General features: G+C 66.0%; 23 protein-coding genes. 2 read left to right on the top strand and 21 right to left on the bottom strand.

Annotated elements, in window-relative coordinates:
- Positions 1-24: 24 nt before the first annotated feature.
- The 4 genes from AC3WS4_RS14915 to AC3WS4_RS14930 are packed head-to-tail and all read right to left on the bottom strand — an operon-like array spanning position 25 to position 4952.
- Positions 25-2076 (bottom strand): TonB-dependent receptor, encoded by a 2052-nt coding sequence (locus AC3WS4_RS14915; RefSeq protein ID WP_492739481.1) that lies wholly within the window; start codon positions 2074-2076, stop codon positions 25-27.
- Positions 2073-2705: a maleylacetoacetate isomerase gene (gene maiA / locus AC3WS4_RS14920; RefSeq protein WP_056350896.1), complete on the bottom strand. Its 633-nt coding sequence runs from the start codon at positions 2703-2705 to the stop codon at positions 2073-2075. The genes AC3WS4_RS14915 and maiA overlap by 4 nt, the downstream gene beginning before the upstream one ends.
- A 7-nt stretch (positions 2706-2712) precedes the next feature.
- The gene (locus AC3WS4_RS14925) at positions 2713-3747 is read right to left on the bottom strand and encodes an SO2930 family diheme c-type cytochrome (protein WP_492739480.1); all 1035 of its coding nucleotides are present in this window, start codon (positions 3745-3747) and stop codon (positions 2713-2715) included.
- Positions 3744-4952 carry a parallel beta-helix domain-containing protein gene (locus AC3WS4_RS14930; protein ID WP_492739479.1) on the bottom strand — a complete coding sequence of 403 codons (1209 nt, stop codon included), beginning with the start codon at positions 4950-4952 and terminating at the stop codon, positions 3744-3746. Before AC3WS4_RS14930 ends, AC3WS4_RS14925 begins: the two co-directional genes overlap by 4 nt.
- A 119-nt stretch (positions 4953-5071) precedes the next feature.
- Here AC3WS4_RS14930 and AC3WS4_RS14935 point away from each other — a divergent pair, with 119 nt between their 5' ends.
- Positions 5072-5488: a DUF2147 domain-containing protein gene (locus AC3WS4_RS14935; RefSeq protein WP_056350890.1), complete on the top strand. Its 417-nt coding sequence runs from the start codon at positions 5072-5074 to the stop codon at positions 5486-5488.
- 160 nt (positions 5489-5648) lie between these two features.
- Here the strand turns inward: AC3WS4_RS14935 and AC3WS4_RS14940 are convergent, their stop codons facing one another.
- From AC3WS4_RS14940 to AC3WS4_RS14975, 8 genes are all read right to left on the bottom strand, one after another.
- The gene (locus AC3WS4_RS14940) at positions 5649-6347 is read right to left on the bottom strand and encodes an aspartate/glutamate racemase family protein (RefSeq protein ID WP_492739478.1); all 699 of its coding nucleotides are present in this window, start codon (positions 6345-6347) and stop codon (positions 5649-5651) included.
- A gap of 102 nt (positions 6348-6449) precedes the next feature.
- Positions 6450-7931, bottom strand: coding sequence for an NAD(P)(+) transhydrogenase (Re/Si-specific) subunit beta (locus tag AC3WS4_RS14945; protein ID WP_492739776.1), 1482 nt, complete (start codon positions 7929-7931; stop codon positions 6450-6452).
- 7 nt (positions 7932-7938) lie between these two features.
- Entirely contained in the window at positions 7939-8220 is a 282-nt protein-coding gene (locus AC3WS4_RS14950) for a proton-translocating transhydrogenase family protein (protein WP_077146687.1), read from the bottom strand.
- 144 nt (positions 8221-8364) lie between these two features.
- Positions 8365-8931 carry a fasciclin domain-containing protein gene (locus AC3WS4_RS14955; protein ID WP_492742892.1) on the bottom strand — a complete coding sequence of 189 codons (567 nt, stop codon included), beginning with the start codon at positions 8929-8931 and terminating at the stop codon, positions 8365-8367.
- 265 nt (positions 8932-9196) lie between these two features.
- The gene (locus AC3WS4_RS14960; protein WP_056350882.1) at positions 9197-9826 is read right to left on the bottom strand and encodes a fasciclin domain-containing protein; all 630 of its coding nucleotides are present in this window, start codon (positions 9824-9826) and stop codon (positions 9197-9199) included.
- Between the two features lie 180 nt (positions 9827-10006).
- Entirely contained in the window at positions 10007-10762 is a 756-nt protein-coding gene (locus AC3WS4_RS14965; RefSeq protein ID WP_492742859.1) for a hypothetical protein, read from the bottom strand.
- The gene (locus AC3WS4_RS14970) at positions 10762-11883 is read right to left on the bottom strand and encodes an NAD(P) transhydrogenase subunit alpha (protein WP_492739475.1); all 1122 of its coding nucleotides are present in this window, start codon (positions 11881-11883) and stop codon (positions 10762-10764) included. Before AC3WS4_RS14970 ends, AC3WS4_RS14965 begins: the two co-directional genes overlap by 1 nt.
- Before the next feature lie 10 nt (positions 11884-11893).
- Entirely contained in the window at positions 11894-12013 is a 120-nt protein-coding gene (locus AC3WS4_RS14975; RefSeq protein ID WP_056350876.1) for an aa3-type cytochrome c oxidase subunit IV, read from the bottom strand.
- A gap of 241 nt (positions 12014-12254) precedes the next feature.
- Between AC3WS4_RS14975 and AC3WS4_RS14980 the strand changes: the two genes are divergently transcribed.
- Positions 12255-13688: a sigma-54-dependent transcriptional regulator gene (locus tag AC3WS4_RS14980; RefSeq protein ID WP_492739474.1), complete on the top strand. Its 1434-nt coding sequence runs from the start codon at positions 12255-12257 to the stop codon at positions 13686-13688.
- Between the two features lie 6 nt (positions 13689-13694).
- Here the strand turns inward: AC3WS4_RS14980 and AC3WS4_RS14985 are convergent, their stop codons facing one another.
- From AC3WS4_RS14985 to glmM, 9 genes are all read right to left on the bottom strand, one after another.
- Entirely contained in the window at positions 13695-14213 is a 519-nt protein-coding gene (locus tag AC3WS4_RS14985; protein WP_492739473.1) for a host attachment family protein, read from the bottom strand.
- Positions 14177-15307: a dihydropteroate synthase gene (folP, locus tag AC3WS4_RS14990; protein ID WP_492739472.1), complete on the bottom strand. Its 1131-nt coding sequence runs from the start codon at positions 15305-15307 to the stop codon at positions 14177-14179. Before folP ends, AC3WS4_RS14985 begins: the two co-directional genes overlap by 37 nt.
- Before the next feature lie 120 nt (positions 15308-15427).
- Complete coding sequence (locus AC3WS4_RS14995) at positions 15428-16567, bottom strand: site-specific DNA-methyltransferase (RefSeq protein ID WP_492739471.1); 1140 nt, start codon at positions 16565-16567, stop codon at positions 15428-15430.
- Between the two features lie 373 nt (positions 16568-16940).
- Positions 16941-17963, bottom strand: coding sequence for a DUF2804 domain-containing protein (locus AC3WS4_RS15000; protein ID WP_492739470.1), 1023 nt, complete (start codon positions 17961-17963; stop codon positions 16941-16943).
- Positions 17964-17996: 33 nt separating this feature from the next.
- Complete coding sequence (locus tag AC3WS4_RS15005) at positions 17997-18893, bottom strand: oxidoreductase (RefSeq protein WP_492739469.1); 897 nt, start codon at positions 18891-18893, stop codon at positions 17997-17999.
- A 27-nt stretch (positions 18894-18920) separates the two neighbouring features.
- A complete protein-coding gene (gene rnhB / locus AC3WS4_RS15010) occupies positions 18921-19484 on the bottom strand; it encodes a ribonuclease HII (protein WP_492739468.1) in 564 nt (187 codons plus the stop codon).
- Positions 19472-20647, bottom strand: a complete 1176-nt coding sequence (thiD, locus tag AC3WS4_RS15015; protein ID WP_492739467.1) for a bifunctional hydroxymethylpyrimidine kinase/phosphomethylpyrimidine kinase — start codon at positions 20645-20647, stop codon at positions 19472-19474. Before thiD ends, rnhB begins: the two co-directional genes overlap by 13 nt.
- Positions 20644-20868 (bottom strand): DUF1272 domain-containing protein, encoded by a 225-nt coding sequence (locus tag AC3WS4_RS15020; RefSeq protein ID WP_194952849.1) that lies wholly within the window; start codon positions 20866-20868, stop codon positions 20644-20646. Before AC3WS4_RS15020 ends, thiD begins: the two co-directional genes overlap by 4 nt.
- Entirely contained in the window at positions 20868-22205 is a 1338-nt protein-coding gene (gene glmM / locus AC3WS4_RS15025; RefSeq protein WP_492739466.1) for a phosphoglucosamine mutase, read from the bottom strand. Before glmM ends, AC3WS4_RS15020 begins: the two co-directional genes overlap by 1 nt.
- Between the last annotated feature and the right edge of the window lie 64 nt (positions 22206-22269).

Here is a 22269-nt window from a genome sequence, read left to right on the forward strand (position 1 = left end):
GAAGGCCGCAATTGCGCCAAATTCCTAGAAAGACACGCGGGCGCCGACCCAGAGCGTGCGCGGCGTCGCGCGTTCGACGACGCCCGACGCGGAGATCGCGGCGGGCACCAGTTCGTCGAACAGATTCTCGCCGCGTGCCTCGATGCTGACCGCCTTGTTCAGGCGCCAGGACAGCCCGGCGTCGAGCGTCAGCGCGTCGCCCAGCACCAACAGGCCACGGTCATCCTCATTCTGCTTGCCGATATAGCGCAGCGTGGCGAAGCCGCCGAACGGACCGTCGCCATTGCTGCGCAACGACACGCTGCCGCCATGTTTCGCGATCTGCGCCGGGCGGCGCCCGTCGAGCGGCGCCGCCGTGCCCGAGGCGTCGACCCTGGCATCGGTAAAGGCATAGGTCGCGCGCAAGGTCGCGGGGCCGATCGCCTGTTCGGCGCTGACCTCGATGCCCTTGCTGTCGATGGCGTCGAGATTCTGGCGCTGGTTGAGGTTCGGGGCGAGGGTGACATTGGCGATGGCGTTCGACAGATGGTTGGCGAAGAGGGTCGCCGACAGCTTCGTGCCGTCGCTCGCCCAGTCGACCCCGACCTCACCGCCCCACAGACGTTCGGGTTCGAGCATCTCGTTCGCGGTCGTCACCTCGGCACCGACGCGGAACGGGCGGTAGAGTTCGTTGAGCGTCGGCAGCCGCCAGCCGCGATAGGCCGCTGCGCGCAGCGACAGCGCGTCTGAGGTCCAGCGCACCCCGGCGCGACCGCTGCCCTCCCAGCCCTGCCGCGCCGCGAAGCGCAGGTTGGTGATCGTCGAACCGCCGATATTGCGTTCGAGCCGATAGCCCTCGCCGAGCCACCAGTGATCGACACGGCCGCTGAGCGTCCAGAGCAGCCCGTCGCCGGCATCGCCCGCGCTCCATTCGGCGAAGGCGCCGACGGTATCGCTGCTGCCGCCGGCGATCCGGTGGCGGCCCGGCGTGACGCCGCTGAAGAAGAAATCCTCTTCGGTCCGCCCGGTGGTGCGGCGCCAGTCGGTGCCGATGCGCAGCGGGTTGTCGCCGCTGATCGCCGGCCGCAGCTCGAAGCGCGCGCCGAGGCCGGTCGCGGGGACGCGCTGAAAGAGCGCAGGGGCGACGCTGTTGCGACCCGCCGCGACGCTGGCGAAGCCGCTGTCGAAATCGCGGACCTGGACATAGGCGAGTGCGAGCCATTGCGCCGCGCCCGCGGGATCGTGGACGACGCGCAAGCTCGCATCGACGCCGTCGGTCTTGCTCGTCGTGAAATCGGTGCCGCGGTCGCGCCGGTCCGAAAAGCCGCGCAGGCTCGCCTCGATCCGGCTGTCGTCGCCGGCGTCGAAGCGTAGGCGGAGTCCGAGGCCGCCCTGTTCATAGGGCGCGGCGCGGTCGACCGCTCCGCGCTGCCCTTCCGCGACGGGGATGAAACCGTCGCCGCGACCGTAACGGCCATCGACCGCGACCTGCCCGCCGCCCAGCTTGCCGCCGACGCTGGCCGAGGCGTCCCAGCTGTCGCGGCTGCCATAGGCCGCGCTCGCGGTGACGCCGTCGGTCATCGTCGAATAGAGGCCGATCGTCCCCGCGAGCGCGCCCGGGCCGTCGGCGCCGCTGCCGCCACCGCGCGCGATGACGATGCCGCCGAGGTTGATCGCGTCATAAGCGCTCCATGGCACCCAGCCGCCGAACGGGTCGGCCTGCGGCACCCCGTCGAGCGTCACCAATGCGCGCGCCGACGCATTGCCGCCGAGTCCGCGCAGCGTGACGCCCTGGCTCGTCGGATGGGCGCTGCGGCCGTCGCTGCGGCGGAACTGGACGATGCCGGCTTCGTCGCGGAGGCGGTTCTCGATGCGCGTGCCGAAGCCGGGTTGGAGGTCGCGGAGGACAGCGGTCGTCTGCACCGAGTCACCGCCCGATGGCCTCAGCGATCCAGCGCCGGTGACGACGATCTCCTCCGCCGGAATCGGAGCCGTCATTTGAAGGACGACTGCGGTATCGCTGTCATCGACCGCTTCCTGCCCCATCGCCGCCGCCGGCATCGCCAGCAGCGCCACCCCCGTCAGCAGCCGGATCATACGGGCTTGACCGCGTCGGGATGGGCCTTCTGAAACGCTTCGAGTTCCATGCAGGCAGCGTCGATCTCGGTCAGCCGCGGGAATGCGTCGAGCGGCACCTCGAAGCGCCGCGCGTTGTACATCTGCGGCACCAAACAGCAGTCGGCGATGCTCGGCGTGGCGCCGCCAAGGTACGTCCCCTCGCCCGCCATGGCTTCCAAAGCTTCAAATCCCTGCGCGATCCAGGTGGCGATCCAGCGGTCCTTGGTCGTCTCGTTGAGGCCGAGGTCGCGGGTCAGATATTTGAGCACGCGCAGGTTGTTGAGCGGGTGGATGTCGCTCGCCACCACCTGCGCCTGCGCCAGCGCGACCGCGCGCGGCATTGCTTCCTCCGGAATCAGCCGCGGCTCGGGGAAGGCGCGGTCGAGCCAGTCGATAATCGCCAGGCTCTGGATGATCGTCTCGCCATCGGCGATCAGCAGCGGCACAAAGCCCTGCGCATTGAGTTCGAGATAGGCGTCGCTGCGCTGCTCGCCCGCGATCAGGCTGACCTCGACGCGCTCGTAAGCGAGCCCTTTCAGGTTGAGCGCGATGCGGACGCGATAGCTCGCCGAGGAGCGGAAATAATCGTGGAGGACGAGCTTTGTCATGGCGCGTCTAATGCGATGCTTTCGGCATCTCCGCAATCCATTGCCGCAGCAGGGCCGCGCCCTCCTTGTGCACCGTCGAGCGTCCGACTTCGGGCATCGCGATGCCGGCGTCGGTGCTTTCGAGGCGATAGATCATATAGCTGTGGTCGGGATCGCCCGGCGCGATCGCGAAATCCATGCCGCCGCTGCCGCGCCCCGCCGCGGTCGGGCGCTTGCCGACGCCGTAATTGACCGTCGTCGGATCGTCGGTCCAGCGCAGAAACAGCCCGCTGTTCGACGCGCTGCCCGCCGGATTGTGGCAATGCGCGCAATTGACGTCGAGATAGGCGCGCGCGCGGTCCGCGACGCTGCCCGATTTGGGGTCGTCCCATTGCGGCATCGTCGGTTTCAGCGCCGCAGGCTTGTCGAAGGTGATACCACGCCAATAGTCGGTCGCGCCCGCCGGCAGTATAAAATTCCGCGCCTTGGGTCCGATCGGCACGATCTCGCCCGACAGGCTGTGGCATTCCTTGCACTGGTTCTTGTTCGGCACCGCGTAGCGGATGTCATGTGTTTCGCCGTCGGGACTCTTAAAGCTTACCGCCACGCGGCGCCCGCCCAGCGCCAGCGTCGCATCCTTGCCGTCGGCATCCCAGATATAGGGGAGCGCGACCCAGCCTTCGGCGCGATGGATCAGCAGCCGCGTCTCGACCGGGCGTCCGCCATTGACGTCGGGCCAGCCAAAGCTTTTGACGATGATGCTGCCGACCGGAAAAGCGATGCCGCCATCGGCGGCGACCGAGGCTTTCCGGCCTTTCGGAATCCAGAACATCCGGTGCTTCTCGGTATAGTCCGAGAACAGCGCGGTGCGCAGCGTATAGGGCGTCAACGATTCGAGCGGCTGCGACGAGTCCGGCCAGAACAGCCGGAACGCCGACAATTTGGGCGGCAGGACGCTGCCCTCGATCAGCGACTGATCGGGTTCGGGCACCGGGATAACAACCGCCGAACTGCCACTCGCGCACAGCAATGCCGCCGCCAGCGCGGCGAAAACGCGCTTCACTTGACCTTCGCCTCCATCGCTTCAGGCAGCGTGATCCCCGGCAGTGCCGCGGGCGGCGTGCCCTTCGACAGGTCCGCGGGCGCGGGCTTCGCCTGGTCACGCGGCGTCGCGACGTCGGGCAGGCCGAGCGACAGCACCCCGACCTTGTCGAGCACGATCACATCCTCGCCCGCGCCGTCCCACAGGACGGGCGGGATTGCGCCGCCGAAGGCCGCCGCGATCTGCGCCCCGCCGTCGAACGCCGGGGCATAGCCCGCCTTGCCATGCACATTGTCGCGCACGACGATCTGACGCGGCAGCGGCTGGTATTTCGGGTCCTTATGCTCGTAGCGATAGCCGACGATCATGACGTTCGCGGTGCCGTTCTGATCGAAGTCGTTGTCGAAAATCTCGACATGGCGGTTCGCCATGATCAGCACACCGGTTCCGGTCGGAACGCTCGCGACGATATTACCCTTCGGCGCGAAATTGGGCGTGCTGTTGTCCTTCACGTCATTGTCGAACACGCGGACGTTGTGCCCGCCCTGCATCGGCAGACTGGGCAGGTCGAACACCAATATACCGCCGGTGTTCTTCGTTGCGATATTGTCGTGGACGTCGGCGTCGTAGCTGTTTTCGATCTCGATCCCCGCGACATTCTCGGTCGCGATCGAATCGCGGACGACGATATTCTTCGACTGGCCGACATAGATGCCCGCGTCCGACGCGCCGCGGACGTAGACGCTGTCGATCAGTACATCGCTGCTTTCGACCGGATAGATGCCATAGGCGCCGTTGGTTTCCTTTGGTCCCGCGGTCCATTCGACGCGCAGCTTGTGATAGACGATGCGGTCGGCGCCCTTCGACTTGATCCCGTCGCCCTTGCTGTTGAGCACAGCAAAATTGGTAAGAAAAACATCGTCGCTGGTGACGAGCAGCCCCTCGCCCGCGCCCTGCTGGCCCGTGAAGTCGAGGATCGATCCGCCCTCGCCCGTCCCCGCGCCGCGGATCGTGACGTTCGCCACGTCGAGCGACAGGCCATCGGTCAGATGCCAAGTTCCCGCGCCGAGTTCGACGACATCGCCGGGCTGCGCAACGATCAGCGCTTCCTGGAGTTTCTCGTTCGCGTCGGCGGCGCCCGCTTCGATCTTGATCGTCCTGGCCTGTGTCGGCACCGCGACCATCAGCGCGGCAACCAGCGGCAAGGCCAAATAATGGAATCGCATCAGACTCTCCCTTGTTTTTTGCCAGCATGGTGCAAGACTGCGCGCATGCCAAGCCATGTTGCTGACATGGATGTAGCTAGGGTCAGGGTCGCAACCCCGCCCGCACCGGGGAGAAGAAATTGAAGCATCTTATCATCGCGGCGACCGCCGTGTTCGTCGCCGCATCGCCGGCGTCGGCGGTTGCGCCGCAATCGATTACCGGCCGCTGGGCCACCGACGACGGCAAGGCGATCGTCGACATCTATGCCTGCGGCGCCAAGCTGTGCGGCAAGGTCCACAAATTGCTGATCGCCCAGCCCGCCGGCGGCCAGCGCGACGAACGCAATCCCGACAAGGCGAAGCGCGCGCGCCAGGTATCGGGTCTGCAAATCTACTGGGACCTCGCCGCCGACGGCAATGCGTGGAAGGGCCAAGGCTACAGCCCTGAGGACGGCCGCTATTATAAGGCACATCTCACCGCGAAGGGCGGCAAGATGACGATGAAGGGCTGCGTCAGCGTCTTTTGCAGGACGGTGACCTGGACGAAGATGGGGTAGTTACTCGATCCTCCCTGTGGCGAAGCCATGGGGAGGTGGCAGCGCGAAGCGCTGACGGAGGGGCCGACGCCGTCAGGCGTCGGTGCGGCGCCGCGGCCCCTCTACCATTCGCTTCGCGAACGGTCCCCCTCCCCATGGCTTCGCCACAGGGAGGATCAGTTCAGGGCGTATCCCCCAAAATCCAGTCCACCCCTGCCGCGACATGGATGCGCGTGGTGTCATAGACCGGCAGCACATTGGCGTCGGGATCGACGAGCATCACCAGTTCGGTGCTGGCGAGTACCAGCGCCTGGACATCCTGTTTCGCGATGTCGGTGATGAAGGTCTTCATCGTGCGGCGCGAATTTTCGGTGACCTTGCCCTGCATCAGCTCGTCATAGATGATGTTGTCGATCGCCTCGGCGCGTTCGGCATCATAGGGCGCGAGTGTCAGTCCGTAGCGCACCAGATTCTGGCGGAACCATGGCTCGGTCATCACATTGCGGGTGCCGATGACCGCCGCAGACTTGATTCCGTCGGCCTTTAATTTCTCGCCCGTCTCATCGACGATATGAATCAGCGGAATCGACAGCGCGCCCTCGATATCCTTGGCGATCCGGTGCATCGAATTGGCCGCGATCATCAGCGCGGTCGCGCCCGCGGCCTGGAGCCGCAGCGCCGAGGAGATCAGCACGAACTTCGCATGGTCCCATTGCTCGGGCGTCGTCAGCCGCGACAGCTCGCAATAGTTGAGGCTTTCGAGGATGATCGGTGCCGAACAGGCGGTGCCGAGGCGCTTCTGCACGCCCTTGTTGAGGTGGCGGTAATAGAGCTCGGTCGATGCCCAGCTGATGCCGCCGATCAGGCCGATTTTGCGCATAAGGTCCCTCTAAAACACGTCGCCCCCGCGTAGGCGGGGGCCGCTGGCAGTCTGGAGCTGCCGTCATAGCGGCCCCTGCTTCGCAGGGGCGACGATTCTTGTCTAGTGCCCGCTGCCGCTCAGCGCCTTGACGATGTCGTCGGCCATCTTCTTGGCATCGCCGAGCAGCATCATCGTCTGGTCCATATAGAAGACGTCGTTGTCGACGCCGGCATAGCCGACCCCGCCCATCGAGCGCTTCACGAACAGCACGGTCTTGGCATTGGCGACATCGAGGATCGGCATGCCATAGATCGGCGACGTCTTGTCGGTCTTCGCCGCCGGGTTGGTCACGTCGTTCGCGCCGATGACGAAAGCGACGTCGCATTGCGCGAATTCGCCGTTGATGTCCTCGAGCTCGAAGACTTCGTCATAGGGCACATTCGCCTCGGCCAGCAGCACGTTCATATGGCCCGGCATGCGTCCCGCGACCGGATGGATCGCATATTTGACGTTGACGCCTTCCTTCTTGAGCTGGTCGCCCATCTCGCGCAGCGCGTGCTGCGCCTGCGCCACCGCCATGCCGTATCCGGGGACGATGATGACATTCTCGGCCTGGCTCATCAGGAAGGCCGCATCCTCGGCGCTGCCCGGTTTCCACGGGCGCTGTTCCTTCGACCCGCCCGAGCTTGCTGCGGCATCGTCGCCGCCGAAACCGCCTGCGATCACGCTGATGAAGCTGCGGTTCATCGCGCGGCACATGATGTACGACAGGATCGCGCCCGACGAGCCCACCAGCGCGCCGGTGATGATCATCGCGGTGTTGCCGAGGGTGAAGCCCATCGCCGCCGCTGCCCAACCCGAATAGCTGTTGAGCATCGACACCACGACGGGCATGTCGGCGCCGCCGATCGGGATGATCAGCAGGAAACCGATCGCGAAGCTAAGGCCGGTGATCGTCCAGAACACCCAAGGCGACTGGTCCTGCGTGAAATAGGCGGTCAGGCCGACGATCGCGGCGAGCGTGCCAAGGTTGATGATATGCCGCCCGGGCAGCATGATCGGCGAACCCGACATATTGCCGTTGAGCTTGAGGAAGGCGATGACCGAGCCCGAGAAGGTGATCGCACCGATCGCGATGCCGAGCCCCATCTCGATGCGGCTGACGACATGGATCTGCCCCGCCGCATCGGCAATGCCGAACGCGAGCGGGTTGAGGTAGGCCGCCGCCGCGACCGCGACCGCCGCCAGGCCGACGAGGCTATGGAACGCCGCGACGAGCTGCGGCATCGCGGTCATCGCGATGCGGCGCGCCATGACGATACCGATCACGGCACCGATCCCGATCGCGACAAGGATTTCGATCAGGCTAACGCTGTCGAGCACGCCCGCCGCATCGACCGGCGCATGCGTCAGCAGCGTCGTGACGACCGCGATGAGCATGCCGGCCATGCCGAAACGGTTGCCGCTTTGCGCGGTCGCGGGGCTCGAAAGCCCGCGCAGCGCGAGGATGAAGAGCACGCCCGACACCAGATAGGCGACGGCGGCCCAGGGATTCACGGCGAGGCCGTGTTCGCCGGTCGCGGCGGAGAGGATCGATTGCATGTCCATCTCAGCGCGCCTTCTTCTTGTACATCGCGAGCATGCGCGCGGTGACCGCGAAGCCGCCGAAGATGTTGATGCTGGCCATCACGACCGCGGCGAGTCCGAGCCATTTCGACGTCGCCGAGCCCGCGGCGGCGCTGGCGATCAGCGCGCCGACGATGATCACCGACGAAATGGCGTTGGTCACGCTCATCAACGGCGTGTGCAGCGCCGGGGTCACCGACCAGACGACGAAATAACCGACGAAGCACGCCAGGACGAAAATCGAAAAAATACCGATGAAATCCACGGCGAGCTCCCCTGCTGATTCCGCGAGCGCACCTCTTGCCGCGCCGCCGCCACCCTGTCGACTCCTAAGACGCGCAAAAAGACGGGCCCGCAATCGCCGGGTGGCGGATTGCGGGCCCATGCGGCAATTAAATGTCGCGGGCGATCAGCTCGCGGGGGTCGCTTCCGCCGGCGCCGCGGCATCGGCTGCGGGCGCTGCGGGCGGCGTGATCGTCGGGATCAGCACGCCGTTCAGCACATGGACCATGCCGTTCGACTGCGCGACGTCTGACCGGGTGATGTAGCCCGAGCTGCCCTGCGTGCCGTCGACCTTGATATTGCCCTGAACCTCGGTGAACGAGATCTCCTGGCCCGCGACGGTGGTCAGCTTCGCGGTGCCGCCACCGGCCTTGATCTTCTTGTACAGATCCTCGGCGGTGATCTCGCCGGGCACGATATGATAGGTCAGGACCTGCTCCAGCGCCCATTTGTTGGCGGGGGCCATCAGATAGTCGGTCATCGGCTGCGGAACCGCGGCGAAAGCGGCGTCGGTCGGCGCAAAGACGGTGTAGGGGCCGGCGCCGTTGAGCGTATCGCCAAGTCCGGCGGCCGAAATCGCCTGCGCCAGCGTCGTCAGATCGGGGGTGTTGGCGGCGGCCTGCGCGACGGTCGTGTCGGGCGCGGCTTCGGCGGCCACTTCGTCGGCCCAGGCATGGGCAGGAACGGCAAGCACGGTGGTCAAGGCAAGAAGGGGGGCAACAAGAAACTTGGCACGCAACATCAGACATTTCTCCGGATAAGGAAAGGACGGGGTCAAACCCTCGGCCCCATCCTAAGCAAGAACATTGTCATGAAAAGGCCATAATCGGCCATTTTCTATCAATTTTCCCACGAACCGTGCTTCGCTGGCGATAGTCCGCCAAGAGAAACAGGCCCGCGGCGCCGTCCAGACGGCATCGCGGGCCCGATTCGTCGGCATCGCGGTCGGCGCCTCAAGCCTACATCTTCGGCGTCAGCACCCCGTCGACGACATGGATCACCCCGTTCGACTGGTTGACGTCGGCCTGCGTCACCGTCGCCTTGCTGCCGTCGGCACCGGTCAGGGTGATGACATTGCCCGCCATCGTCGCGGTCAGATCCTGCCCGTTGACGGTCTTGAGCACCGCCTTGCCGCCGCCGGCGGTAATCTTGGCGGCAAGATCGGCGGCGGTCAGCTTGCCGGCGACGACATGATATTTCAGCACGTCGGCAAGCACGCTTTTCTGCGCCGGACGCATCAGGCCGTCGAGCGTCGCCTTCGGCACCTTGGCAAAGGCGTCGTCAGTCGGCGCGAAGACGGTGAACGGACCCGCGCCCTTCAGCGTGTCGACCAGTCCGGCCTGCGTCACCGCGGCGACCAGCGTCTTGTGGATCGGCGAGGCGATCGCATTGTCGACGATCGTCTTGGTCGGGAACATTTCGGCGCCGCCGACCATCGGGTTGGTGCTCGGCGCCATGGTATCGGCGGGCACCGCGTCGCCTTCGGCGACGGTCGTGGTTTCGGTGGCGGGCGGCGCGTCGGTCTTGCTGCAAGCCGAAAGGCCGAGCGCGGCGACCATGGCCGCCGTCGTCAGATAGCTGATTTTCATGACATCATCTCCAGAGATCGGGGGGATGTCCCCTCTCCCTGCATGACTCCCACGGCGACAGGATCGTTCCAGCGGGCCGCTCGTTTGCGACGAATGGAGTGCGGGTCACGCGACGCGTGGCGGCACAAATTGCCCGGCTACGCTTGGCCTAGCAAGCGAAGCGAACCTTGCTGCCCGTGGTCAAGGGGCCGGCGCTACGAGACCGCCGCGCACGAAGACCATCTTGTGCGGATCGCGGATCATTCGGATGTTCAATCGCCCGTCGGCCAGAAGGGCGAAGCCATATTCGCCGCCTACGAACTCCACCGTCTGCTCGGTCGCCATCGGCTCGATCTTCGGACCGTTGGTCAGGCAAGTATAGCCAAGGCCGATACAATAGGTCAGCCTGCCGCCGACATAACGCAGCGCATACATCGTCCAGGACTCAAGGTCGTCGACCTGTTCAGGGGTAAGGCGCGTCGCCGCAATCGGTCCGATAGGATAGATGTCATCGCGCTGGATATTGCCGAGATATTCGCTCCAGATCGTGGCGACGCTGCTCCGGAACCATGAATCGAGCACACCGTCCCGGTCGTAATCGATCAGGCAAACCGACGCCTTGCCACCGCCGAAAAGGCCGGCGGTGACCGACAGACCCTGCTGACACGCGATGAAATAACTGCTCGTCGCAATGGACAGCGGCAGGCCCTTTTCGAGGACCGCCTTGGTTTTCGGAATGGCAACCGGCGCATCAAGCACGACCGCGCCTGCGGGCACGGCCTTGCCGACGAACCAGACGTCCTTCTTGTCTACCGTGTGCGTCCGCTCAGCGGGGTCCCCGGGGACCAGCAACGTATCAAATCCATAACGGATCGACCCGGCGTCGGCCTCTTTGGCATCCGCCGAAGACGTCGCAATCGCCAGCGCCAGTGTCGCGACGCACGCGTAGCGCCGCATCACCCCAGCAAACGCTCGTGCACCACCTTGCCGCCCTGCGTCAGCCGCACCGCGGTGCCGATTTCCTCGTCGAGCACCGGCTTGCCCGCTTCCTTGTCCCAGAAGGCCGAGAGGAAGTTGAAGAGGTTGCGGCTGAACAGCGCGCTGGTATCGGCGGGCATCAGCGCCGCGATATTCTTCGCGCCGATGACCGTGACGCCGTGGATCTTCCTCGCCTCGCCCGAGACCGCACCCTCGACATTGCCGCCGCTTTCGGCCGCCATGTCGACGATCACGCTGCCGGCGCGCATCGTCGCGAGTTGCGCGTCCGAAATCAGCCGCGGCGCAGGGCGCCCCGGGATCAGCGCGGTGGTGATGACGATGTCCTGCTTGGCGATGTGCGACGAGACCAGCTCGGCCTGCGCCGCCTTATATTCGTCGGACATTTCGGTGGCATAGCCGCCCGCGCCCTCGCCCTCGATGCCGGCGACGGCCTCGACGAAGATCGGCTTGGCGCCGAGCGACATGATCTGTTCCTTGGTCGCCGAACGCACGTCGGTCGCGCTGACCTGCGCGCCCAGGCGGCGCGCGGTCGCGATCGCCTGCAGCCCCGCAACGCCGACGCCCATCACGAACGCCTTGGCGGCGCTGACGGTGCCCGCCGCGGTCATCATCATCGGAAACGCACGGCCATAGGCGTTCGCCGCCATCAGGACCGCCTTATAGCCCGCGAGATTCGCCTGGCTGGACAGGATATCCATCGACTGCGCGCGGGTGATGCGCGGCATGAACTCCATCGCCAGCGCCTCGATACCGAGCTTGGCATAGGCATCGACACGCTCGCGCTCGCCGAACGGGTTGAGCCCCGCCGCCAGCCAGGCGCCGTCGGCCATCCCCGTCAGCCCCTTGGGATCGGGTCCCTGGATGGCGAGGACGATGTTCGCGCCCTTCAGCACATCGGCGCGCGATCCGACCGTCGCGCCCGCGGCGCTATAGTCGGCATCGGCGATCGACGCGCTGTCACCCGCTCCCGATTCGACGGCAAGTTCCGCACCCAAGCCAATGAATTTCTTCACGGTTTCCGGAGTGGCGGCGACGCGGGTCTCGCCGGCGGCGAGTTCCTTCAGGACAGCGATACGCATGCCGGTCCGGTCAGGAGATCAGGAGGACGACGAGGACGACGACGATCGCGGTGATGATCGACCCGACCTTGAACAGGCTGATGAAACCCGAATAGGTGTCTTCCGCTGCCTTCATTTCCTGCTGTGCCATGGCTTTTTCCCCTTTGTCGCTGCCGGACGCCGAGCGGGCGCGCCGCGCCCGGCCCGGAATCGGCCTTCGCGCCGGTCTTAGCCATGCCTCCCGCGATGCTCAATAGATGGTTTCGCGATAAGTCGCCCGCCGCAAAAGCCCGACGCGCTTAATCGCCCTTTTACCCCTTTCGCGTAGATCGGCGGTTCGACGCGGAACAGGTGGCAGAAAACTGCCGCCCAATGGGGGCATATTCACACCGATGGCAAGCGCGCGCGACACCCGAATGGTGATGATCGTCGACAGCGAAACGGCGCAACAGCGCTTCCTGTCGGCGCTTGTGTCGCGTGGCGGCTGGCGCAGCGTGATCGCCGGCGACACCGACACCGCGCTCGCCAAGCTCGGCACCCAGGAAGGCATGGCGCTCGACGCCGTGCTTGTCGATCAGGGCACGCCGGGCATGGATATGGCCGAATTCGTCGCCGAACTGCGCCGCTGGCGCCCCGCGCTACCGCTGATCGTCATCACGATGCGCAACGGGGTCGAGGTCGCGGTCAGCGCGATGCGCGCCGGGGCAAGCGATTTTGTCCAGAAACCGATCGCCCCCGACCGATTGCTCAACGCGCTCGACCGCATCACCACGACAAGCGGCCCGCAAGCCGAGCTCCGCCCGCTCACCGAAAAGCTGCGCGCGCCGCTGGCGTTCGAGGAGATCATCGGGTCGAGCCCCAATTTCCGCAGCGCGCTCGCGATCGCCGCCAAGGCGGCGCGCGCGCGCGTGCCGGTGATGATCAACGGCAAGCCCGGCACCGGCAAGGAAGTCTTTGCCCGCGCGATCCACAGCGCCAGCCCGCGCGCCCGCGGCGGGCTGGTGATGGTCGATTGCTCGGCGGTGTCGCCGGGGCTGATCGGATCGGGGCTGTTCGGCCACGAACGCGGCGCCTTTCCGGGCGCCTTCGACCGCCAGGTCGGCCGGCTGGTGCAGGCCGACGCGGGCAGCATCATCATCGACCATGTCGAGTGCATCCCGCTCGAGACGCAGGCGAAGCTCGTCGAATTCCTCAACACCGGCGAAGTCCAGATGATCGGCGGCAGCATCCGCCAGAGCGTCGACGTGCGCATCATCGCGACCAGCGCCAGCCCGCTCGACAAGCTGATCGAGGCCGGCCATTTCCGCGAAGACCTGTTCTACGCCTTGTCGAGCGCGCAGTTCACCCTGCCCTCGCTCTCGGAGCGCCGCGGCGACGTCGGCCCGCTCGCGCGCCATTTGCTCGCGCGTATCGGCGGCTTGCCGGGCATGGGGCCGATCGGGGTCACCGACGACGCGCTGCGCCTGCTCGCCGCCTATGCCTGGCCGGGCAATGTCCGCCAGTTGCAGGACGTGCTGTTCCGCGCTGCGGTCGGCAGCACCACCGACGTGCTCACCAGCGCCGATTTCCAGGCGCTCGAGGCGACGCTCGCCGGCGGCAGCATGGTTGGCCAGGGCGATGTCGCGATCAACGGCGAAGCGATCGGCGTCACCCTCTACCTGCCCGACGGCAACCTCCGCCCGCTCGAGGAGATCGAGGCCGACGTGATCCGTCTCGCGATCGGCCACTATCGCGGCCGGATGAGCGAAGTCGCACGAAGGCTGGGGATCGGGCGCTCGACGCTGTACCGCAAGCTCAGCGATCTCGGGATCGATACCGCCGCCTGAAGGACTTCAGGCCGCCGAAATCGCCTGTTCGATCTGCGCGGTGTCGGCGTTGGTCAATGTCTTGGCGATTTCACCAATCAGTCGTTTTTCCAGTTCGCCGTGATAATGGCCGCGCATGACTCCCAGCGTATGCGGGTCGGCAACGATCAGCAATTTTTCGATATCATTGTCGAGCACACGCTTGTTGAGCAATGCCGCAACGCCCGCCGCGTGGCCGCGTTCGTCCAGATCGCGGACCTCGGGGCTGGCGCCGCTGCGGTTGGAGGTTTCGACCTCGGGGCTCACAGCATCGACGAGGTTAATGATGGCGGCGTCGCCATCGTTGCGGAACAGGACAAACCGTTCGCCGTCTGCGACGGCGACATGCGCGCCATGGGGCAGCTGCATAAAAATCTCCTTGGGAATAGCGCCGCCAGAACGGGGGAGCTTCACAAAAGAGACGCACGGGAAGAGGATTGGGTTGCGCACGATGCGGCGCGCCGTGGCGCTCAGGCGGTCAGCGCGGCATCCCTGAGCCCGCGCCATATGCGCAGCGCCTGCCGGTTCTCGGCGATGTCGTGAACGCGCAGCAATTGCGCGCCCTGCGTCGCCGCCTGATAATGCAGCGCCACCGTGCCGCCGAGCCGCTGGTCGGCGGGCGCTTCATTGTCGAGCGCGCCGATCATCCGCTTGCGGCTCGCGCCGAACAATATCGAACAACCGAGGCTGTGAAACAGCGCGAGGCCGTTGATCAGCGCCAGATTGTCGCCGATGCCCTTGCCGAAACCGAGTCCCGGATCGACGATGATCTTCGCGGGGTCGACCCCCGCCGCGATGCATGCCGCGACGCGCTCGGCGAGCAGGTCATAGACGTCGAACAAGACATGGCCGTAATCGCCGCCTTCATGCGGGTCGCTCTTCGCCGCGGGCGCGTGCATCAGCACGACCGGGCAGCCCGCCTTGACGACGACCTCCATCGCGCGGTCATCGTAACGCAGCGCCGACACATCGTTGACGATCGTCGCGCCGGCGGCGAGCGCCGCCTCCATCACCGCCGCCTTGCGCGTGTCGATCGACACCGCGACCCCGCCTTTCGCCAGTCCCGCGACGGTCGCCTGCACGCGCTCGATCTCGTCGCCTTCCCAGACGAGCGGCGCACCGGGCCGGGTCGACTCCCCGCCGACGTCGATGATCGCCGCGCCTGCCGACGCCATCGCGAAGCCCGCGTCGATCGCCGCGGCGCTGTCGACATGTTTACCGCCGTCGGAAAAGCTGTCGGGGGTGATGTTGAGGATGCCCATCAGCTGCGGTTCATTCAGCCGCACGATGCGTTCGCCAAGCTGCAGCGCCCCGCGCGGACGCAGCACGCCGGCGCGCTGGGCGGCGGCCATGGCGACGAGGTGATCAGGCATCGCCGCGACCCAATCAGCGAATTCGGGAACCGTGACGATCGCCGATTTGACGACGCCCCCATCGCGCAGGCTGATGTGCCAGGCGGCGAACCAGACCATGGAGTCGGCGACACGAAGGCAGGCGTCGTCGAGTTCATGCGGGCGGTCGACAAAGCAGGCCGGGCGGCAATAGAGCCGCGCATCGGATGATGCGTTGCCGAGGTCGGGCTTGGTCAGTGGTTGGAACATGCCTCTTCCCTATCCGTCATTGCGAGCGAAGCGAAGCAATCTCCAGCCATCGACGTTGCGCGACACCGATGGCTGGAGATTGCTTCGTCGCCTTCGGCTCCTCGCAATGACACCGTGATGCTACGCCTCGTTGGCCAGCAGCCAGTCCTGCCGCACCGCATCGATCACCCGCAATTGCTTGCCGTCGTCGACATGCCAGAAGGTCCAGCCGTTGCAACTCGGAGCGCCTTGGACCCCGGCGCCGACCTTGTGGATCGACCCCGCAGGCTGGCCGGCGCAATCGAGGCTGCCGTCGACGCGCACGGTCGCTTTCCAGCGCCGCTTGCTGTCGGTCAGCACCGACCCCGGCGCGATCAGGCCGCATTCGACCAGCGTGCCAAAGGCGACGCGCGTCGCCGCTTTCGGCGCCATCATCGTCTTCACCGCGCTCTCGTCGAGCGGCAGCGCCATTTCGATGCGCTCCTTCGCCGCGGCGATATAATCATCCTCGCGCTCGATCCCGATATAATGGCGGCCGAGGCGCTTCGCGACCGCGCCCGTCGTGCCGGTCCCGAAAAAGGGATCGAGGATCACGTCGCCAGGGTTCGAACAGGCGAGCAGAATCCGGTAAAGCAGCGCCTCGGGCTTCTGGGTCGGATGGACCTTGTGCCCGCCCTTCTTCAGCCGCTCCTGCCCCGCGCAGATCGGGATCAGCCAGTCGCTGCGCATCTGCAATTCGTCGTTGAGCGTCTTCATCGCGCGATAGTTGAAGGTATATTTCGCCTTCTCGCCCATCGACGCCCAGATCAGCGTCTCGTGCGCGTTGGTGAAACGCGTGCCCTTGAAATTGGGCATCGGGTTCGCCTTGCGCCACACGACGTCGTTGAGGATCCAGTAACCGCGATCCTGCAGCGCGGCGCCGACGCGGAAGATATTGTGATAGCTGCCGATCACCCAGATGCTGCCGCCGGGTTTCAGGATGCGCTTCGCCTCGGCGAGCCAGGCGTGGGTGAAGCGATCATAGGTCGCGAGGCTGTCGAACTTGTCCCATTCGTCGTTGACCGCGTCGACCTGGCTGCCGTCGGGGCGATGCAGGTCGCCGCCAAGCTGAAGATTATACGGCGGGTCGGCGAAGATCATGTCGACCGACGCCGCGGGCAGGCGGCGCATCATTTCGACGCAATCGCCCTGCAGGATGCTGTCGAGCGGCAGGTCGACCGGCACCGTTTTTGCCGCGCGCTGCTTCACCGCGGGTGCCTTCACCCGTTCCATCACACCCATGTTTCGCCCCTGTCCCGCATGAAAAGAAGGCCCTGATGAGTCCGGCGGAGTCCGCCGTCAAGCCCGGGATTCTAAGGATTCCGGGTGTCATAAAGGTTAACGCCAGGGGAACGAAACGAGTCCCACACACCATATGGAGTCTCGGCCGAATCGGAGACTCAACGGGTGGTGGTGTGGCGAAGAGGACTCAGTGCCGAAAAAAATCTCAAATTCGATCCTCCCCGTGGCGAAGCCATGGGGAGGTGGCAGCGCGGAGCGCTGACGGAGGGGCTATAGCGTAACGTCGCGGCCCCTCCACCACCGCTTCGCGGCGGTCCCCCTCCCCATCGCTACGCGACAGGGAGGATTGACGGGTCAACCTGGGCGCTGGCTGCTACCAGCGGTTCCAGACCTTCTCGGCGAAGCCCGGCAGGTCGCGAACGGTCATCGCGGTGCCGTCGTCGAGGATCACGCGCCCCGAAAACCAGCCGAAGACCTGATCCTGCTCAGTCCGGACCATCCCGGCGTCGACCTTGGCCCAGCGATTGACGGCGGGAGCGAAGTCGAGTTCGAACCGTCCGTCATTGCTCGAAAAGCGCCAGTTTCCGCTGTCGGGCGGGCCTTCGGGCATGTGGAAATCGACTTGGTCGAGCTTGTGCGCGCGGCCGTCGATGAAGAGCATATTCTCGCTCGCCGCCGAGGTGTCGCCGAAACCATAGCCGATGTTGAAACCGAAGCGCCGACCGTCGACCAGCCCCGATGCCGACCCCCAGTACCAGACATTGTCATAGGTCCAGACGCCGCGCCCCCAATCGAGCACCGAAAACGCATTTTCGGACAGGAAATCATGAGATTCTCTGCCGATCTTAACGCGCCCTCGCGCCGGCATGCAGTTGATCTTCTGATTATAGTAAAAGGCATGCGGATCGTCGGCGAAGGGGGTCGCGATCACCATCCGGTCCATCGCGGGCTGGTCGAGCCAGATCTCGCCCGACAATCCGCGTCCATCGGCGAAGCCCGGCGCGTGGACGGTCAGCCGGCGCCCTCCGGCCTCGTGTCGGAACGCCAGTTCCATCCCGTCCGCCGCCTCCACGATATCGCCGTAATCGGCGCTGGCCGGCAAGGCCATGCGCCCCATCGGTTCGGGGATCAGCACGCCATGATTGACGAAGCTCCCGGCCCGCAAATCCATCCACGACACCCCCAGAAAGCCGGCATAGGCGTTGTCCGCGACAGTCAGCGCCAGCGCCAGATCGGCGTTCATGACGCAATAATAGTCCCATTCCTTGATCCGCACCGCTTCGGCGCCGATCGCGGCACGATCGTACCAGCGCACCTCGCGCGTGGCATAGCCGGGATCGATCAGCCGTCCCGCATCATCGTGCAGCGGCCCCTCGCCCATCATATGCTGGCCCATCGCATCTCCCCCATTCCGCGCGGTCTTGGCCGCCTATATCCCCGGATCGACCCCGGTCAGATCCACCGACCGCTCCCATAACTCGCGCGCCAGCTTCGGATCGCGCGCGGTGCGCGTCGCACGCGCCGGACCCGAGCGTCCCGATATCTCGCCCAGCCCCTGCGGCCCGAGATAATCCCCGCCCTGGACATGCGCGCCGGTCGCCGCCTGCAGGGTCGGCCAGGCGCCCTGCGCGGCGCTGTTGAAGAAGGGCGCCGCCAGCGGTGTCATCGTGCGCAGCGGCAACGGCAAATGCCGCGTCAACTCGGTCAGCGCGACCCCGGGATGACACCCGATCGCCTGCGTCGAGCGCCCCGCGGCGCTCAGCCGCCGGTCGAGTTCGAACATATGGAGCAGGTTCGCGAGCTTGCTCGCCTGATAGCGTTGCCAGTTGTGATAGCTCCGGCTCGCCGAGAGGTCGCTGAAATCGATTTCGCCGCCCTTGTGCGCGATGCTGCCGGTGATGACGATACGGTCGTCGACATGGGGGTGGATCAGTCCCGTCAACGCGAAAGTGCCGAGGTGGTTGACCCCGAACTGCAGCTCAAACCCCTGTTTGGTCAGCGTCTTGGGCGGGATCATCACCCCGGCATTGTTGACCAGCACGTCGATCCGCGGTCCCGCCAGCACCGCTTTCGCCGCCTCGCGCACCTGGTCGAGATCGGCGAGATCGAGCGGCTGGAACGACAATTCGGCCGCCGGCACGTCGGCGCGGATGCGATCGATCGCCGCCGCCGCCTTGCCCGCGTCGCGGCAGGCGAGGATGACATGCGCGCCGCGCGCTGCCAGCACCCGCGACACCTCGAAACCCAGCCCGGCATTGGCACCGGTGACAAGGAAGCTTCGGCCCGTTTGCGCGCCGACGTCGTCGGCCGTGAAACCCTTGCTCATCGCCGTCTCCCCTTTACGGATTTGCGGTCAGACCAGCTGCAATTGAGCGACCGGGGCAAAACTGGTCCGATGGAGCGGCGTGGGACCATGCTGACGCAGCGCCGCGAGATGACGGGCGGTACCATAACCCATGTTGGTTTCCCAGCCAAAGCCGGGGAAGTCGCGCGCCGCCGCGATCATGAAGCGGTCGCGATGTTCCTTGGCGAGGATACTGGCGGCCGAGATGCAAGGATGCGTCGCGTCGCCGCCGATGATCGCGCGCGCGGTGTAGCGCCAGCGCGGCAGGCGGTTGCCGTCGACGAGCACCTCGGCGGGTTCGATCCCCAGCGCCTCGACCGCGCGGGTCATGGCGAGGAAGGTCGCCTGCAGGATGTTGATGCGGTCGATTTCCTCGACGCTCGCCTCGCCGATGCCCCAGCGGCAGCGTGCCCTGATCTCGATCTCGAGTGCGGCGCGACGTTTGGCGCTGAGTTTCTTGCTGTCGTCGAGGCCGGCGATGCCGCCGTCGCAGAGCAACACCGCGGCCGCGACGACGGGGCCGGCGAGCGGTCCGCGCCCGGCTTCGTCGACGCCGACGATCACACCCGCCACGGCGGATATCTCCGATATTCGCCCGCCTGGTACAGGCACAGCCGGTTCCCCGCCGGATCGCTCAGCCGCGCCTCGCGCCAGCCCCATTCCTCGTCGGCCGGCATCTGCTCGAACTGCACCCCGCGCCGCGCCAGATAGGCGACCCAGGCATCGAGCGCGCCGCTTTCCAGATAGGTCGTCGCGCCGCCTGCTTCGCCGTCGCCGACGTGGATCGACAAGGTTACCCCGTTGATCGCCTCGAAACGCGCATAGCCATTGTCCGGGCTGTCGACGATCTGCGTCAGACCCATCTGTTTGTAAAAAGCAACCGACGCCGCATAATCCTTCGCCGGCAGGGTGATCTGGTTGAGCGCCGGGCCGGTGAACAGCCCGTCGTTGCGCACCAGTTGCTGCCCCATCGGGCCGTGCCCCTGCCCCAGCCCCGGCGCGTCGAGCAGCGCCAGCCGCACAAAGTCGCGCGCGCGCGCGACCGCGGGTTCGAGCGGCATGCCCTGCGCCAGCCCGGTTGCGATCGCGCTCGCCAGCGTGCAGCCGGTGCCGTGGGTGCTGCGGGTGTCGATCCGCGGCGCTTCCCACAACGCGATCGTGCCATGCCCGGTGACCAGCCGGTCGATGACCGTCTCGCCCCCGCCATGGCCGCCCTTGGCAAGCACTGCGGCCTCGACCTTTTGCGCATAGGCGACCGCTTCGGCCTCGACCGTGTCGGCGGTGATCGCCGCACATCCGCGCAGCGCGGCGAGCTCGGGCCAGTTCGGCGTCACGACGGTGCTCAGATTCGCGAGCAGTTCCATCGCGTCGATCGTCTTGGGATCGGCGAGCATCGCGCCGCTGGTCGCGACCATCACCGGATCGAAGACGAAGGATTCGCCATAAACGCCCGAGATCAGTTCCTCGGCGACCGCCATCGCGGTGTCGGCGCTGCCGAGCATCCCGATCTTGACCGCATCGACCCCGATGTCCTCGGCAACGCAGCGCATCTGCTGCACCACCATCTCGGTCGGGATGGCATGGACGCCCTCGACCCCCAGCGTGTTCTGCGCGGTGATCGCGGTGATCGCGGTCATCGCATGGCCGCCGAGCATCGTGACCGTCTTGATATCGGCCTGAATCCCCGCGCCGCCCCCGCTGTCGGAGCCGGCGATGATCAGGACGCGTGCGGTCAAACCTTGTACTTCCGCACCGTCGAGCCCGGATATTTCGCGAGGATCGCGCCCTCGCGCAACGGCCGGTCGAGCAGGTCGCCGCCGCAGTTGGGGCATTGCTCGTCCAACCGGTCGGCACAATTGGCGCAAAAGGTACATTCCATCGAACAGATGAAGGCGCCGTGCATGTTCGCGGGCAGGTCCTTGCCGCACTTTTCGCAATCGGGTCGCATTTCCAACATTAACTTACTGCCTTTCTGACTGCGTCGCAGATACTGTCGACGACGCTTTCTACCTGGGATGCGTCATCGCCTTCGGCCATGACGCGGATGAGGGGTTCGGTGCCCGAGGCGCGGATGACGAGGCGCCCGCGCCCGGCGAGCGCGGCTTCGCCGTCGGCGATCGCGGCTTTGACATGGGCATCGTCAAGCGGCGCACCGCCCGCGAAGCGGACATTCTTCAAAAGCTGCGGCACCGCATCGAACTGGTGGAGCAATTCGCTCGCGGGCTTGCCCGACGCGACGAGTTCGGCGAGCACCTGAAGCCCCGCCAGCGTGCCGTCGCCGGTCGTCGCATGGTCGGACAAGATCATATGCCCCGACTGTTCGCCGCCGACGTTGAACCCGCCGCTCTTCATGCGTTCGAGCACATAACGGTCGCCGACCTTGGTCCGCTCGAGCGTCAGCCCCTGGCCTTCGAGAAACCGTTCGAGCCCGAGGTTCGACATCACCGTCGCGACGACCCCGCCGCCCTTCAGCCGCCCCTGCCGCGCCCAGCTCGCGCCGATCAGCGCCATGATCTGGTCGCCGTCGACGATCGCGCCCTTTTCGTCGACGACGATCAGCCGGTCGGCATCGCCATCGAGCGCGATGCCGATGTCGGCGCCGCTCGCGACGACGGTTTCCTGCAGCAGGCCGGGCGCGGTCGATCCGCATTTGTCGTTGATGTTGATGCCGTTCGGCGTGACCCCGATCGCGACGACATCGGCGCCGAGTTCCCAGAACACCGTCGGCGCGCTGTTGTACGCGGCGCCATTGGCGCAATCTAGCACGATCTTCAGCCCGTCGAGCCGCACCGATTCGGGCAGGCTCTGCTTCACCGCATGGATATAGCGCCCGCGCGCATCGTCGATGCGCTTCGCGCGGCCGATCTGTGCGGGTTCAGCGAGCTTCGGTTCGCTCGCGAGCAACAGCTCGATCTGTGCCTCGTCGGCGTCGGACAGCTTGTAACCATCGGGCCCGAACAGCTTGATGCCGTTATCGTAAAAGGGATTGTGGCTGGCCGACAGCATCACGCCGAGGTCGGCGCGCATCGACCGGGTCAGCATCGCAATCGCGGGAGTGGGCATCGGCCCCACCTGCACCACGTCCATGCCGACGCTGGTGAACCCCGCGACGAGCGCATTTTCAAGCATATAGCCCGAAAGCCGCGTGTCCTTGCCGATCACCACCCGATGCTTGTGGTCGCCGCGCAGGAAATGCGCGCCCGCCGCCATGCCGACGCGCATCGCGACCTCGACCGTCATCGGGATCTGGTTGGTCAGGCCGCGGATGCCATCGGTTCCGAAAAACTTGCGCATACCACCTCTGCTACCTAAGCCGGGATGAAGACAGAGCCTGCCCCGGCGTTCCTGGGATGGCCCT

The sequence above is a fragment of the Sphingopyxis sp. EU05-FHT14B03 genome, assembly GCF_058790875.1.

Coding starts and splice junctions, on each gene's coding strand:
- AC3WS4_RS14915 (WP_492739481.1), bottom strand. CDS start 2,076: ATGATCCGGCTGCTGACGGGGGTGGCGCTGCTGGCGATGCCGGCGGCG.
- maiA (WP_056350896.1), bottom strand. CDS start 2,705: ATGACAAAGCTCGTCCTCCACGATTATTTCCGCTCCTCGGCGAGCTAT.
- AC3WS4_RS14930 (WP_492739479.1), bottom strand. CDS start 4,952: ATGCGATTCCATTATTTGGCCTTGCCGCTGGTTGCCGCGCTGATGGTC.
- AC3WS4_RS14940 (WP_492739478.1), bottom strand. CDS start 6,347: ATGCGCAAAATCGGCCTGATCGGCGGCATCAGCTGGGCATCGACCGAG.
- AC3WS4_RS14945 (WP_492739776.1), bottom strand. CDS start 7,931: ATGCAATCGATCCTCTCCGCCGCGACCGGCGAACACGGCCTCGCCGTG.
- AC3WS4_RS14960 (WP_056350882.1), bottom strand. CDS start 9,826: ATGAAAATCAGCTATCTGACGACGGCGGCCATGGTCGCCGCGCTCGGC.
- AC3WS4_RS14965 (WP_492742859.1), bottom strand. CDS start 10,762: ATGCGGCGCTACGCGTGCGTCGCGACACTGGCGCTGGCGATTGCGACG.
- AC3WS4_RS14970 (WP_492739475.1), bottom strand. CDS start 11,883: ATGCGTATCGCTGTCCTGAAGGAACTCGCCGCCGGCGAGACCCGCGTC.
- AC3WS4_RS14975 (WP_056350876.1), bottom strand. CDS start 12,013: ATGGCACAGCAGGAAATGAAGGCAGCGGAAGACACCTATTCGGGTTTC.
- AC3WS4_RS14980 (WP_492739474.1), top strand. CDS start 12,255: ATGGCAAGCGCGCGCGACACCCGAATGGTGATGATCGTCGACAGCGAA.
- AC3WS4_RS14985 (WP_492739473.1), bottom strand. CDS start 14,213: ATGGCGCGGGCTCAGGGATGCCGCGCTGACCGCCTGAGCGCCACGGCG.
- folP (WP_492739472.1), bottom strand. CDS start 15,307: ATGTTCCAACCACTGACCAAGCCCGACCTCGGCAACGCATCATCCGAT.
- AC3WS4_RS14995 (WP_492739471.1), bottom strand. CDS start 16,567: ATGGGTGTGATGGAACGGGTGAAGGCACCCGCGGTGAAGCAGCGCGCG.
- AC3WS4_RS15000 (WP_492739470.1), bottom strand. CDS start 17,963: ATGGGCCAGCATATGATGGGCGAGGGGCCGCTGCACGATGATGCGGGA.
- AC3WS4_RS15005 (WP_492739469.1), bottom strand. CDS start 18,893: ATGAGCAAGGGTTTCACGGCCGACGACGTCGGCGCGCAAACGGGCCGA.
- AC3WS4_RS15020 (WP_194952849.1), bottom strand. CDS start 20,868: ATGTTGGAAATGCGACCCGATTGCGAAAAGTGCGGCAAGGACCTGCCC.
- glmM (WP_492739466.1), bottom strand. CDS start 22,205: ATGCGCAAGTTTTTCGGAACCGATGGCATCCGCGGCCTGACCAACCAG.